Source organism: Proteus sp. PR00224, from assembly GCF_016238105.1.
In the GTDB taxonomy this organism is placed as follows: Bacteria; Pseudomonadota; Gammaproteobacteria; order Enterobacterales; family Enterobacteriaceae; genus Proteus.
The window spans coordinates 75,980-89,494 of the sequence record NZ_JAEHQU010000007.1; the positions used below are offsets into that span (position 1 = coordinate 75,980).

The 13,515-nt window shown below is 38.7% G+C and carries 18 protein-coding genes; 13 read left to right on the plus strand and 5 right to left on the minus strand.

Annotated features, from left to right (window positions below; translation table 11 throughout):
• Window positions 1-51 precede the first annotated feature (51 nt).
• The gene (locus JEP71_RS12790; RefSeq protein WP_198626347.1) at window positions 52-921 is read left to right on the plus strand and encodes a pirin family protein; all 870 of its coding nucleotides are present in this window, start codon (window positions 52-54) and stop codon (window positions 919-921) included.
• A gap of 109 nt (window positions 922-1,030) precedes the next feature.
• Here JEP71_RS12790 and rraB read toward each other — a convergent pair whose 3' ends face one another.
• Window positions 1,031-1,465 carry a ribonuclease E inhibitor RraB gene (gene rraB, locus JEP71_RS12795; RefSeq protein ID WP_088493956.1) on the minus strand — a complete coding sequence of 145 codons (435 nt, stop codon included), beginning with the start codon at window positions 1,463-1,465 and terminating at the stop codon, window positions 1,031-1,033.
• A gap of 184 nt (window positions 1,466-1,649) precedes the next feature.
• On the opposite strand from rraB, the gene argF reads away from it, so the two are divergent.
• From argF to JEP71_RS12840, 9 genes are all read left to right on the plus strand, one after another.
• Window positions 1,650-2,654, plus strand: coding sequence for an ornithine carbamoyltransferase (gene argF / locus JEP71_RS12800; RefSeq protein ID WP_198620208.1), 1,005 nt, complete (start codon window positions 1,650-1,652; stop codon window positions 2,652-2,654).
• A gap of 178 nt (window positions 2,655-2,832) precedes the next feature.
• Window positions 2,833-3,006, plus strand: a complete 174-nt coding sequence (locus JEP71_RS12805; RefSeq protein ID WP_162558370.1) for a hypothetical protein — start codon at window positions 2,833-2,835, stop codon at window positions 3,004-3,006.
• Window positions 3,003-3,938 carry an aspartate carbamoyltransferase gene (gene pyrB / locus JEP71_RS12810; protein WP_109372663.1) on the plus strand — a complete coding sequence of 312 codons (936 nt, stop codon included), beginning with the start codon at window positions 3,003-3,005 and terminating at the stop codon, window positions 3,936-3,938. Before JEP71_RS12805 ends, pyrB begins: the two co-directional genes overlap by 4 nt.
• 13 nt (window positions 3,939-3,951) lie before the next feature.
• The gene (gene pyrI / locus JEP71_RS12815) at window positions 3,952-4,410 is read left to right on the plus strand and encodes an aspartate carbamoyltransferase regulatory subunit (RefSeq protein ID WP_109372664.1); all 459 of its coding nucleotides are present in this window, start codon (window positions 3,952-3,954) and stop codon (window positions 4,408-4,410) included.
• Between the two features lie 324 nt (window positions 4,411-4,734).
• Complete coding sequence (locus tag JEP71_RS12820; protein WP_006535650.1) at window positions 4,735-5,121, plus strand: RidA family protein; 387 nt, start codon at window positions 4,735-4,737, stop codon at window positions 5,119-5,121.
• A gap of 344 nt (window positions 5,122-5,465) precedes the next feature.
• Window positions 5,466-7,604 carry an anaerobic ribonucleoside-triphosphate reductase gene (gene nrdD / locus JEP71_RS12825; protein WP_198620209.1) on the plus strand — a complete coding sequence of 713 codons (2,139 nt, stop codon included), beginning with the start codon at window positions 5,466-5,468 and terminating at the stop codon, window positions 7,602-7,604.
• Between the two features lie 4 nt (window positions 7,605-7,608).
• The gene (gene nrdG, locus JEP71_RS12830) at window positions 7,609-8,073 is read left to right on the plus strand and encodes an anaerobic ribonucleoside-triphosphate reductase-activating protein (RefSeq protein ID WP_196533539.1); all 465 of its coding nucleotides are present in this window, start codon (window positions 7,609-7,611) and stop codon (window positions 8,071-8,073) included.
• Between the two features lie 31 nt (window positions 8,074-8,104).
• Window positions 8,105-8,314, plus strand: a complete 210-nt coding sequence (locus JEP71_RS12835) for a hypothetical protein (RefSeq protein WP_023583554.1) — start codon at window positions 8,105-8,107, stop codon at window positions 8,312-8,314.
• A gap of 159 nt (window positions 8,315-8,473) precedes the next feature.
• On the plus strand, window positions 8,474-8,836 hold the full coding sequence (locus JEP71_RS12840; protein ID WP_232797614.1) for a hypothetical protein: 363 nt from the start codon (window positions 8,474-8,476) through the stop codon (window positions 8,834-8,836).
• Window positions 8,837-8,862: 26 nt separating this feature from the next.
• On the opposite strand, the gene JEP71_RS12845 is transcribed toward JEP71_RS12840, so the two are convergent.
• Both JEP71_RS12845 and JEP71_RS12850 read right to left on the minus strand, forming a co-directional pair.
• Window positions 8,863-9,303 carry a YhbP family protein gene (locus JEP71_RS12845; RefSeq protein ID WP_198626349.1) on the minus strand — a complete coding sequence of 147 codons (441 nt, stop codon included), beginning with the start codon at window positions 9,301-9,303 and terminating at the stop codon, window positions 8,863-8,865.
• 114 nt (window positions 9,304-9,417) lie between these two features.
• Window positions 9,418-9,669 carry a YdgH/BhsA/McbA-like domain containing protein gene (locus JEP71_RS12850; protein ID WP_075673608.1) on the minus strand — a complete coding sequence of 84 codons (252 nt, stop codon included), beginning with the start codon at window positions 9,667-9,669 and terminating at the stop codon, window positions 9,418-9,420.
• Window positions 9,670-9,954: 285 nt separating this feature from the next.
• Between JEP71_RS12850 and JEP71_RS12855 the strand changes: the two genes are divergently transcribed.
• A complete protein-coding gene (locus JEP71_RS12855; RefSeq protein WP_109372668.1) occupies window positions 9,955-10,239 on the plus strand; it encodes a GIY-YIG nuclease family protein in 285 nt (94 codons plus the stop codon).
• Window positions 10,240-10,252: 13 nt separating this feature from the next.
• Here JEP71_RS12855 and JEP71_RS12860 read toward each other — a convergent pair whose 3' ends face one another.
• Window positions 10,253-10,756: a GNAT family N-acetyltransferase gene (locus JEP71_RS12860; RefSeq protein WP_196533542.1), complete on the minus strand. Its 504-nt coding sequence runs from the start codon at window positions 10,754-10,756 to the stop codon at window positions 10,253-10,255.
• The gene (gene ubiT / locus JEP71_RS12865) at window positions 10,750-11,283 is read right to left on the minus strand and encodes a ubiquinone anaerobic biosynthesis accessory factor UbiT (protein WP_198626350.1); all 534 of its coding nucleotides are present in this window, start codon (window positions 11,281-11,283) and stop codon (window positions 10,750-10,752) included. Before ubiT ends, JEP71_RS12860 begins: the two co-directional genes overlap by 7 nt.
• Before the next feature lie 216 nt (window positions 11,284-11,499).
• Here ubiT and ubiU point away from each other — a divergent pair, with 216 nt between their 5' ends.
• Entirely contained in the window at window positions 11,500-12,495 is a 996-nt protein-coding gene (ubiU, locus tag JEP71_RS12870) for a ubiquinone anaerobic biosynthesis protein UbiU (RefSeq protein ID WP_088493968.1), read from the plus strand.
• A 13-nt stretch (window positions 12,496-12,508) separates the two neighbouring features.
• The gene (locus JEP71_RS12875; protein WP_198620211.1) at window positions 12,509-13,387 is read left to right on the plus strand and encodes a U32 family peptidase; all 879 of its coding nucleotides are present in this window, start codon (window positions 12,509-12,511) and stop codon (window positions 13,385-13,387) included.
• Window positions 13,388-13,515 lie beyond the last annotated feature (128 nt).

A 13,515-nucleotide genomic window follows, 5' to 3' on the forward strand; every position in this document is an offset into this window, starting at 1 on the left:
CCTTCTGTGTCTTGGTTATTGCGGTTTCTTTCCTTAACTCGGAGAACAATCATGACTATCAGACAGATTAATCATATTTATTCGGCGCCAAATTCACACTGGGTAGGTAATGGCTTTCCAGTCAGCACCTTATTTTCCTATCAGGAAAATGGTGAAAAACATAGCCCGTTTCTGCTGATGGATTATGCCGAGCCAACACTATTTAAGCCTGTTACTAATGCCCGTGGTGTAGGAGCGCATCCTCATCGTGGATTTGAAACCGTGACAATCGCTTATCAAGGCGAAGTTTCTCATCATGACTCTAAAGGTCATGCTGGAACCATCGGCGCAGGTGATGTGCAATGGATGACTGCTGCTTCTGGCATTTTGCATAAAGAGTATCACTCTGAAAAAATGACCAAAGAAGGCGGTGTATTGGAAATGGTGCAACTTTGGGTGAATCTGCCGACAGCGTACAAAATGACACAGCCTCGTTATCAGGCGCTAAAAGCAGAGGATATCCCTCATGTTGAATTACCTGATGGTCAGGGTTATGTCAGAGTCATTGCGGGTAATTATGCCAATACCCAAGGTGCCGCAATGACCTATTCACCACTGAATGTGTGGGATCTGCATTTAAATCACGCAGGTGTTTCACATTACAGTATTCCCGAAGGCCATAATGCAATGCTGTTTGTAGTAAAAGGTGCTGTACATATCAATGACAGTGAAATAGCACGCCAACATGACATGGTCGTGTTAGATAATCATGGCGATACGCTGACATTAGAATCAATGGGTGACACCCTTGTTTTAATTCTAACAGGTGAGCCGATTAATGAGCCGATTGCTGGACAAGGACCTTTTGTGATGAATACGCAAGAAGAGTTACAACAAGCTTTTGATGATTATGACAATGGTAGATTTGGGGTGATGAACTAATCGCTCGATCTTAAAACCAATAACACCAGTCACAAAGTAACTATTTTGTGGCTGGTGCTATTATTTTGCACTGATAAATCAGGTACAAAAGGACAACATTTAGCAAAAATTAATGTAAGCGAGATGACTTATCAGACTCTTCTTCTTCGTCGTCTTCGTCTTCACCTTCTTCATCATCATACTCTGCGTCAGGATCTTCAAAATAAGTCCCCCAACCATCGTAATAGACACCCATTTTTTCAGCTAAATTCATTAATTGCTCAACTTGGGCATCAATAAGTTCAGCATTCAAACCACTTTCACTCACAGCATCAAAACAAACTAGGATCTCACCTGATTCGACTTCAATTTCCTCAGGCTCAGTCACTTCATAACCTAACTTAAAGACTTCAACTGCTGCTTTTTCTAGTGTTTCAAAGTTTTCACAAGAAATATGGTGCTCAATGGCATACAGTGCGTCAGGATCACTGCCATCTTCCAGTAACTCTTCAATAATAAGACGTGTTTCTTCACGTTGTTCTGCTAACTCTTTGCTGTCCGCCATAATCATGCTCCGCAATAGTCTGAAAAGGTATCTCGTTCATTCTCCCACAGGCAGGATCAACACTCCATACTTAATATGATGCCCTTATCGCAGACTGTTTAAATTAAAAGTTTTGCCTTAAGGGTTGATGATGAATATTTATTAATATAAATTGAATATAAATTCAATAACAGGATATCACTCTATGAACCCTTTTTATCAAAAATCATTCTTACGTTTGCTTGATTTTTCACCTGTGGAAATTCAGCAACTGCTTACACTGTCAACGCAATTGAAAAAAGCCAAAAAATCAGGTCAAGAAACTCAATATCTTACTGGAAAAAATATCGCACTGATTTTTGAAAAAGACTCAACACGTACCCGTTGTGCATTTGAAGTTGCTGCATTTGATCAAGGCGCAAGAGTGACTTATTTAGGAGGAGGAAGCCAAATTGGGCATAAAGAATCGATAAAAGATACCGCTCGAGTATTAGGTCGTATGTATGATGGTATTCAGTATCGGGGTTACGGGCAAAAAACGGTAGATGCACTTGCACAATATTCAGGTGTACCTGTTTGGAATGGTTTAACCAATGAATTTCACCCAACACAGCTACTAGCAGATTTACTCACTATCACTGAACATCAAACTAAACCGTTATCAGAAACTGTGTTTGCTTACCTTGGTGACGCTCGTAATAACATGGGAAATACCATGCTGGAAGCGGCAGCATTAACAGGTATGGATTTACGTTTAGTTGCCCCTAAAGCATGTTGGCCTGAAGCAGGTTTAGTTGCTCAATGCCAAGAAATTGCAACAAAAAATGGTGGAAAAATCACACTCACTGAAAATGTCGCTGAAGGCGTTAAAAATGCAGATTTTCTTTACACTGACGTGTGGGTTTCTATGGGTGAACCGAAAGAGGTTTGGAAAGAGCGTATTGCTTTACTCAAGCCTTATCAGGTCAATATGGATGTTATAAAATTAACTGGAAATACAGATGTTAAATTCCTTCACTGTTTACCCGCTTTTCATGATGAAGAAACAACGATGGGTAAAGCATTAGCTGAAGAATTTAACCTATATGGTGGTTTTGAAGTCACTGATGAGGTTTTTGAATCAAAACACAGCATTGTGTTTGATGAAGCAGAAAATCGTCTTCACACCATAAAAGCAGTGATGGTCGCTACCCTTGCAAATCCTTTCTAAAATACATAATCATGCAAAACACCTATTTTTTATTTATCAAAAAATAGGTGTTTTCTTTGTCTTATCCCAAGCTTATTGATTTTTAAATCAAAAAAAAATTTTTAGAAAAAAACAAAAGCAAACGCTTGCGTGCAAATCTAAGATGCGTATAATGCGCCACAATTTGTCAGGAGGAAAGATGAAACAGCGCCTATTCCAATTTGTTACTAAAACAAGCACCTTAACCGGTCGCAAGCGCATTCTCTTTTTTCCAATAGCCCAATTTTTTAAAACCCCTCTTATTGAGGGGTTTTTTTTGGCCTGTAAAAAACCACTTATCGCACAATTCATCGCTAAAGGAGAACTCAAATGACTAATCCGCTCTACCAAAAGCATATTATCTCCATCAATGATCTGGACAGGGAAGATTTGGAAGCTGTTCTTCACGTTGCTAATAAATTAAAACAGCAACCTAATAACGAATTGTTAAAAGATAAAGTGATTGCGAGTTGCTTTTTTGAAGCATCAACACGTACTCGCCTATCATTTGAAACTGCGATTCATCGCCTAGGCGCATCTGTTGTCGGTTTTTCTGATGGAAGCAACACTTCACTGGGTAAAAAAGGTGAAACTTTAGCGGATACCATTTCGGTTCTTCGCACTTATGCTGATGCCATTGTTATTCGCCATCCTCAAGAAGGTGCAGCGCGTTTAGCTTCTGAGTTTGCTGGCGATATTCCAGTACTTAATGCGGGTGATGGCGCAAACCAACATCCAACACAAACTTTACTGGATTTGTTTACCATTCAAGAGACACAGGGTCGTTTAGATAATCTTAATATCGCGATGGTCGGTGACTTAAAATATGGCAGAACAGTTCACTCACTAGCACAAGCATTAGCGAAATTTAAAGGTAATCATCTCTATTTTATCGCCCCTAAAGTACTCGCTATGCCAGAACATATTCTTCACTTACTGGAAGAGAATGGTGTTGAATATAGCCAGCATGAAACAGTAGATGAAGTCATGCCTGAGCTGGATATTCTCTATATGACTCGTGTACAGAAAGAGCGTTTAGATCCATCTGAGTATGCGAATGTGAAAGCACAATTTATCTTAACCAGTGCAGATCTTGTGAATGTGAAAGATAACCTCAAGATCCTACACCCACTGCCACGTATTGATGAAATCACTACTGATGTAGATAAAACACCTTACGCTTACTATTTCCAACAAGCGGGCAATGGTATCTACGCACGTCAGGCATTACTTGCCTTAGTTCTGAATAAAAACTTAGTTCTTTAATAAGGAGCACACCATGACACATGATCACAAACTAAAAGTTGAAGCTATCAAACGTGGGACTGTTATTGATCATATTCCAGCGCAGGTGGGCTTTAAAATTCTTTCACTGTTTCGTTTAACTGAAACTGATGAAAGAATAACAGTGGGTTTTAATTTACCTTCAGAAAATTTAGGTAAAAAAGACTTAATTAAAATTGAGAATGTCTTTTTAACCCCAGAACAAGCAAACCGTTTAGCAATGTATGCACCGCAAGCAACGGTAAATATTATCGATGATTATCAAGTGATTAATAAGATGGCATTAAGCTTACCTGAATTACTTGAAGATGTGGTGCCTTGCCCGAACAGCAACTGTATTAGCCATAACGAGCCAGTACAAAGTAGTTTCCGTGTGAAAAAACTGGCCTCAGATGTTGTATTAACCTGCAAATACTGTGAAAAAGAGTTCGAACGCCATGCGGTAATTCGTTAATTCTTTTAACTATCTGCTCGAAAGGGCAGATAGTTTTTTTATAAAAAAGAATAATTATCTCTTAAAAGCCCCAAGACTATTTTTACTAAAAATAGAAATAGTTTATTTCCTCTTTTTTATAAAAAATATTACTACAATTTCACTATTTTTATGGACTAAAAGTAGCGTCAAGATGCAGTATAACTCTACATTCATTTTCTTTTTACACTGACAAACTTTATGATAAAGCCTGACATCTGTCATATTGCTAACCTAAAGCACTGGCTATAATAGCGCCACACTAATCGAATGTTAGCGTTAATCTTATAAAAACAGGAGTTCTACATGTCTTACGAAATTAATACCGATAAAGCCCCTGCAGCAATCGGCCCTTATGTACAAGGTGTTGATTTAGGTAACTTAGTGATCACTTCAGGTCAATTACCTGTTGATCCTGCAACCGGTGAATTTGTTTCTGATAATGCTGCAGAGCAAGCTCGTCAATCTTTAGAAAACGTAAAAGCAATCATTGAAAAAGCGGGTTTAACCGTTGCTAACATCATCAAGACTACTGTTTTCGTAAAAGATTTAAATGATTTTGGTACAATCAATGCGGCTTATGAAGCGTTCTTTAAAGAGCATAATGCCGCATTCCCAGCTCGCTCATGTGTTGAAGTTGCACGTTTACCAAAAGATGCAAAAGTAGAAATCGAAGTTATCGCTATCCGTTAATTTCGTCTCAATAATGAGTCATAAAAAAGCAAAGGTCTCTTAATGAGCACTTTGCTTTTTTTATGTTCTCACTTTTTGATGAATAATTTATCACTTCTGTTTTTGGCACATATTTACAATTCGGCTAATCCCTCTTGATACCTGACGTAGCAAAAATACCTTGATATAGATCAGTTTTAATGAAGATTATTTCCCTTCCAATAACTATATATTGTGCTTTAATACATACCGACCTACAACATATAGTAATTATACACATCTTATCCACAATAAGCCTGAATGCTGTGCCATCACCTGTTTTTATGGGATTTGAGCCTGTGGATAAATAGTTAAGGAGCAAGATTGTGAAAACCATAGTGATAAAACGAGACGGATGTAAAGTCTCTTTTGACCAAACCCGCATCAGCGATGCTATCAAAAGAGCCGCCGTAGCTTGTGAGATCACTGATGATGATTATTGCGATTCTGTCGCGCAATCCGTTTCACAATCTCTCGCAGGACGTTCGAATGTCGATATCCGTGAGATCCAAGACGCCGTAGAAAATCAGCTGATGGCTGGCGAACATAAAGATGTCGCCAGAGCCTACATTGAATACCGTCATGACCGAGATGTTGCTCGTGAGCAACGTGGAAGACTAACTCAGGAAATCCGAGGTCTTATCGAACAAAGTGATGTCTCTATTCTTCATGAAAATGCGAATAAAGACAGTAAGGTTATCCCTACCCAGCGTGATTTACTTGCGGGTATTGTGGCTAAACATTACGCAAAATTGCATATCCTGCCAAGAGATGTGGTACTCGCTCATGAGCGTGGTGAAATTCATTATCATGATCTCGATTATTCACCGTTTTTCCCTATGTTTAACTGTATGCTAATTGACCTTAAAGGCATGTTAAACAATGGCTTTAAAATGGGAAATGCAGAAATAGAACCCCCTAAATCTATTTCAACAGCAACAGCAGTAACTGCACAAATTATCGCACAAGTGGCAAGCCATATTTATGGCGGTACAACGATAAATCGTATCGATGAAGTATTAGCGCCATTTGTAAAAGCAAGTTATGACAAACACTATAAAGTGGCAGAAGAATGGCAAATTGCTGACAAAGAAGCCTATGCCACTGCACGCACTGAAAAAGAGTGTTACGACGCATTCCAATCTTTAGAGTATGAAGTCAATACGCTGCATACGGCTAATGGACAAACCCCATTTGTCACTTTTGGCTTTGGTCTTGGTACATCAAAAGAAGCGCGTTTAATTCAACGCTCTATTCTTGAAAACCGTATGGCAGGTTTAGGTAAAAACCGTAAAACGGCTGTTTTCCCTAAACTCGTTTTTGCCATTAAAGATGGCTTAAACCATAAGTTTGGTGATCCTAATTACGATATCAAACAACTTGCTCTTGAATGCGCAAGTAAACGCATGTATCCCGATATCTTAAATTACGATCAAGTTGTGAAAGTGACGGGATCATTTAAAACTCCAATGGGTTGCCGTAGTTTCTTAGGTGTTTACGAAGAAAATGGCGAAATGATCCACGAGGGGCGTAATAACTTAGGCGTTATCAGCCTGAATCTACCGCGTATTGCTATTGAAGCTCAAGGTGATGAAGCGACATTCTGGTCACTACTTGATGACCGCCTTGAATTAGCGAAAAAAGCACTGATGACACGTATTGCTCGTTTAGAAAACGTCAAAGCGCGTGTTGCCCCTATCCTTTATATGGAAGGTGCTTGCGGTGTTCGCTTGAAAGCAGATGATAATGTGGCTGAAATCTTTAAAAATGGTAGAGCCTCAATTTCTCTTGGTTATATTGGTGTTCATGAAACCATTAATGCACTGTTTGGTACTCAAAAACACGTTTTTGACGACGAAACCTTAAGAGAAAAAGCGGTAGCGATTATTAATCGTCTACGTGAAGCCACAGATCAATGGAAAGCTGAAACAGGTTATGGCTTTAGCCTTTATAGCACACCAAGCGAAAACTTATGTGACCGTTTCTGTCGTTTAGATGCCGCAGAGTTCGGTATTCTTCCTGGTGTTACCGACAAAGGTTATTACACCAACAGCTTCCACTTAGATGTTGAGAAAAAAGTAAACCCATACGACAAACTGGATTTTGAAGCGCCTTATCCTCCATTAGCAAGTGGCGGTTTTATCTGCTATGGCGAATATCCAAACTTACAGCATAACCTTAAAGCGTTAGAGGATGTGTGGGACTATAGCTATACCCGAGTTCCTTACTATGGAACAAACACTCCAATAGACGAATGTTACGACTGTGGTTATACCGGTGAATTCTCTTGCACCAGTAAAGGCTTTACTTGCCCGCGTTGTGGTAATCACAACCCTGCTAGAGTCTCTGTTATTCGCCGTGTGTGTGGATATTTAGGTAGCCCCGATTCACGTCCATTTAATGCGGGTAAACAGGAAGAAGTTAAACGTCGAGTTAAACATCTGGCAAATGGTCAGTTAGGCTAACAGAGTGAATTATCATCAATATTATCCTGTTGATGTGGTAAATGGTCCTGGTACTCGTTGCACCCTGTTTGTTGCAGGGTGCATACACCAATGCCGAGGCTGTTATAACAAATCAACGTGGTCATTAACGTCGGGCAAGCCATTTACACAAGAAGTGGAAGATCAGATCATTGCTGATCTTCAAGACAGTCGGATTAAACGACAAGGATTATCACTTTCAGGTGGAGATCCACTACACCCTCAAAATCTTTCTGCTATATTAAAATTGGTAAAACGCGTTAAAACGGAATGCCCTGAGAAAGATATTTGGGTTTGGACTGGCTACTTACTGGCTGACTTAACCCCAGAGCAGCAAGAAGTCGTTAACTTTATTAACGTACTGATTGATGGGAAGTTCGTACAAGAACTTTATGATCCCGCATTACTGTGGCGTGGTAGTAGTAATCAGGTGATCCATAAATTGAAGTAATACACATTGAATTAAATTAACTGGAGGATGTATGCCTTTAAGTGATAATAAATATGTAAGCTTTTCTGAAGATCATGAACTGAACTACCATTTAAAAAAATGGGGTAAAAAGCAGTCTAAAGCGAATCGAGAACAACTCGTGAAGCTAGGCACCGAATTGAAAAAGAAACTCGGTGCTAAACATCTCCAGCATACTGAAATAGATGCTGAGATAGAAAAAAATCTTTCATCATTTGAGTAATCCCTAAAAGCCCATTTATATAATGGGCTTTTTTCTTACCATTCTTACTTAATCACCTCCGTTATCAAATGCGAATCATTTTCAAAAAAGATGGTCAAAGTGATTAGTTTTGTTTTATTATTAACGCTCTTGACTATTCTTTTTATGATGATATTTGATATGAAATTAGTACTCTTCCCTTTATTTTCAATAATTTTACTTTCGGGTTGCAGTAGTACTTGGGAACCCAAAGGCGCATCAGATTACACATTACAAGAAGCAAAGCTAATTTGTGATCTCGATGCCAATACTCGTTACCCTATCCGCAAAGAAGTGCTACAACGTACTGTTTATCGTGATGTACAAAGAACGTGTCGTAAAGATGATAAAGACCATTGTGGTGATAAAAAAACCTACACTGAACGCGTACCAATGACAGAAAGTTATGTTGAGGACATTAATCAAGAAGACAGAAGAACCTTCTATACTTCATGTATGTCTTTAAAAGGGTGGGAACAGAAAAATCATTATTTTTGGGAATAAAAGAAATTTGAGAAAAAATAATCAGCTTAATCACGTTGCCAATACAGCTTAGTCCCAAAACCTAACTGATTATTGACCATCTTAATTTCTTGTAATTGTAATTCCCATAAAGGCACATGGATGGCGGCTAATGCGACAGGAAAGCGTAAACAGTAATGTTTTCTTGCGTGGATGTCGTCCTTACCTGCCAGTAAAGCAACAGAACCCGTGAATTGAATACCTTGTAGATCGGATACTGCAATTTCTTGCGTACTAATACTTCCTGCAACTAATAAATTTTCCTGCATCATTTGAGCATGACGCGTTTTCTTTTCAGAAAGAAAAACAAGCCTCATCTGGCTTTCATCGAACCAATAAAAACAATTTGCACACCAAACATCACCTAATGAACGAGTTGTACATAAGGTAAACACATGGTTATCTCGAATGTATTGTTTAATTATTTTGATCGAGTCTAAAGAAGACATAATACACCTGTATAGATACAAAAAGAGACGCTGTTTAGCTGATAATTATATCATCAAAACGAGCGTCTTACCGCGTGTCTCTTATTACAGGTTATTTATCGAAAATAATTAAAATTAACGATAAATTTCAGCATTTACAGTGAGGTAATCGTCACCTGTTGCGCCAACAACTTTAAAGCCTTTTGCACCTTCATCTTTTGCAATTTGAGCAATTTTAGTGGTTAAACCATCTAAAGTATCGCTACCTGTGATTGTGATATACTCACCATTAACAGAAGGGCTTTTTGATACGCTATCAGATGCGATCGAACCGAATGAAATAGCACTTAAAGCTAATGTTGCAGCGATTAATGTAGATTTTTTCATAATAAACTCCAATTAAATTCTAATTTTGTTAGGTATCGCGGAGTGTCTCTCTGTGATATGGATCATACTATGCGCTTTAATTTAACTTTAAAATTAGCAATAATTGCTGTTCATTTTCAAAAAAATTGAATGTCATTTTATAAATAACAAAGCATTCTGTCACAAATATTTCACAACATATTGATATATCTAATAGATTTCATTTTGATAAAACGATAAATTACTCAATTCAAAAATTAAGAAATATTATTTATCAAAAAAAAGTAGCACGAAAAGGAAAAAATGATGGCTGATACAGTGTGGTCACTCTATATTGTCAGAAATCGTCTTGGCTATCTTTATACAGGGATAACGACAAACGTTGAGCGACGCTTTACTCAACACCAGAATGGAACCGGTGCTAAAGCACTGAAAGGAAAAGGACCTTTATTATTAGAGTTTCATTGCCAAATAGGCTCTCGGCAACGTGCTTCTCAACTTGAATACCAATTAAAACAATTGAAGAAAACGCAAAAAGAAAAGCTGATCAAAGACCAGCCTTCAGACATTGCGTTGTATTTAACACGATAGACAATCTGTTCGATTAAACCTCATCAAATAATGGCGAGAAATTCACTAAACCATGAATATTTTCAACATTACCATTATCGAGAGCATAGAACTGAAATGCCTCTTCGGTGTCAGGCCATTTGCAATGTAACCCTTGTGATTTTGCAGGAATAAAGCCTGATTTTTGATAGTACTCTGGCTCACCTAATACCACCACGGCGCCATAACCAAATTCATTTAGGCTATCTAACCCTTCATTAATCAGTTGGCGTCCAATACCTTGGTTCTGGAAATCAGGTGCAACAGCAAGAGGCGCAAGCCCTACCCATTGGCAATCGACACCATCAACATCAACGGGTGTAAAGCCAATGTAACCCATAACGTGGCCTTCATCATCGACTGCGACCATACCTAATGTCAGCAGTCCCTCTTCTCGTAAATGTCCCACTAAATCAGCTTCTGCACCTGTAGGAAACGCTTGACGTAAAAGGTTATCAATAGCTGGAATATCAACGGGAATTTCAACACGTATTAGCATGAAGTTGAGCTCAGTTCATGGCTGTGTAGAGTGTCTTCGGTTTCTTCTTGAAGCCCACTTTTTACAAACTCAGCCAGTTGTAATAAACCAAAACGCAACACAGATGGCATTGAGTCTAATTCAATTGCGTCCATCAGGTTCTTAACATATAACCCGAGTTCTGTATCACCCTCAATTTGTAGACGGCGTTGGAAAAATAAGGTGTCAGGATCTTCTTTGCGCGCAGCAATTAAAATAAGATCATTTGCATTTCCACTAAAGCTGACATCTTCTTTTTCTAAGCGACTGACCACTAATTTATCATCACAAACACTGATAAACCACTGTAAATGTAAGTCTCTTATCTCAACTTTTAGCCATTTATTTTCTAGAAAGTGCAAATCGCCTTCCGCTAAAGATTCATGAAATTGCCAGCTTAAAAACTGTTCTAAAATATCGCGTTGCAGAGCAAATGGGGTAACTTGTAAAGGGTAACGTAAAAAACGAGGTCCCTCTTTAACCAAATGGGTACGAATTTTGTTAAACACGTTCGGACTCCTATAAATAAAATTACGGGCTATTGTGCCAGATATAGACAGATATTCTGCGATCCTATATCAATATTCGGTTAATCCGTTGCTCACATTTTGTGTTCTTTGATTTTACTTAAGCAAAAAACGAAGTTCTCTGCCCTAAATCAAAACCTTTTTTTATCCTGCTCATTACAATTTCTGATCATTCTTAATTTCTAAAGGGAAGTGAAGATGGAATTGCTGTGCCCAGCGGGTAATTTACCTGCCTTAAAAGCGGCCATAGATAATGGTGCGGATGCCGTTTATATCGGCTTAAAAGATGATACTAATGCAAGACATTTTGCTGGTTTAAATTTCACAGAAAAGAAGTTACAAGAAGCGGTTAATTATGTTCATCGCCACCAGCGAAAATTGCATATTGCAATAAACACCTTTGCTCACCCTGATGGATTTGAACGCTGGCAAAAAGCCGTTGATATGGCGGCATCTTTAGGGGCTGATGCTCTTATCTTGGCGGATATCGCCATGTTAGAGTACGCTGCAGAGCGTTATCCTCATATTGAACGTCATGTTTCAGTACAAGCCTCAGCAACCAATACACAAGCTATTGAGTTTTATCAACGTAACTTCGATGTGGCTCGTATTGTTCTTCCTCGTGTTCTATCTATTCATCAAGTCAAACAATTAGCACAAACTAGCCCTGTACCTTTAGAAGTTTTTGCCTTTGGCAGTTTATGTATTATGGCTGAAGGTAGATGCTATCTCTCTTCTTATTTAACAGGTGAATCGCCAAATACGGTAGGTGCTTGCTCTCCTGCACGTTTTGTACGTTGGCAACAAACACCACAAGGGATGGAATCTCGCCTTAATGATGTCTTGATAGACCGCTATTCACCTGATGAAAATGCAGGCTACCCAACACTGTGTAAAGGTCGCTATTTTGTTGATGATCACTGTTATCACGCATTAGAAGAGCCTACGAGCCTCAATACTCTTTCACTCTTACCTGAATTAATGGCGATGAATATTGCGTCAGTTAAAATTGAAGGTCGTCAACGTAGCCCTGCCTATGTGACAGAAGTGGCGAGAGTTTGGCGTGCAGCCATTGATCAATGTAAGAAAGATCCTCAAGGTTTTAGTACTAATCCACGTTGGATGAACGCGCTAGGAAAGATTTCAGAAGGAACACAAACAACACTGGGTGCTTATCACCGTAAATGGCAATAATAAGGATACAAAAATGAAATATGCATTAGGATCTGTACTTTATTATTGGCAAAAAGAGACACTTGAAGCGTTCTACGAAAAAGCAAAACAATGCGACGCTGATATTATTTATTTAGGCGAAACTGTTTGCAGTAAACGCCGAGAAACCAAACCTCAAGATTGGATAAACCTCGCCAAAGAAGTCGCTAAAAGTGGCAAACAAGTGGTTCTTTCTACCTTAGCGTTATTACAAGCACCTTCTGAATTGAAAGAAATTGCTAAGCTGGTTGATAACGGTGAGTTTTTAGTTGAAGCACATGATTTTGGCGTGATTAATATGCTTTACGAGCGCAATCTTCCTTTTGTTGCAGGCCACGGGCTTAACTGCTACAACGCTTATGCACTACGTTTGTTGCATAAACAAGGCATGATGCGTTGGTGTATGCCTGTTGAGCTTTCTCGCGAGTGGTTAAATAATCTTTTAAATCAATGTGAAAAATTAGGCATTCGCAATAAGTTTGAAGTTGAAGTATTGGCTTATGGGCATCTTCCTCTCGCTTATTCAGCACGTTGTTTTACTGCGCGTTCTGAAAATCGCTCTAAAGATGATTGTGAAACCTGTTGTCAAAAATACCCTCAAGGCCGTGAAGTATTATCACAAGAAAATCAGCGAGTGTTTGTGCTTAATGGCATTCAAACACAAAGTGGTTATTGCTATAACTTGGGTAACGATCAAGCTTCAATGGCAGGTTTAGTGGATATTATTCGCCTTTCACCTGAATCTGACGCTATTTTTGATACCTTGCAACAATTTCGCCAAAATGAGCAAGGTCAACAACCTCTTACAACGATTCATCATCATGACTGTAATGGTTATTGGCGTAAGTTGGCAGGATTAGAATTGGTGAAGTAAAGATATATGATACACTTAACAAAACATTTATAGATCAATTAAATCATTATGGATGTGGTGTAAGCGGTATTATTCCTTGGAGTTACCACGGTCTTTCATTAATAGATATTTCAAAATGGGAACCAAGA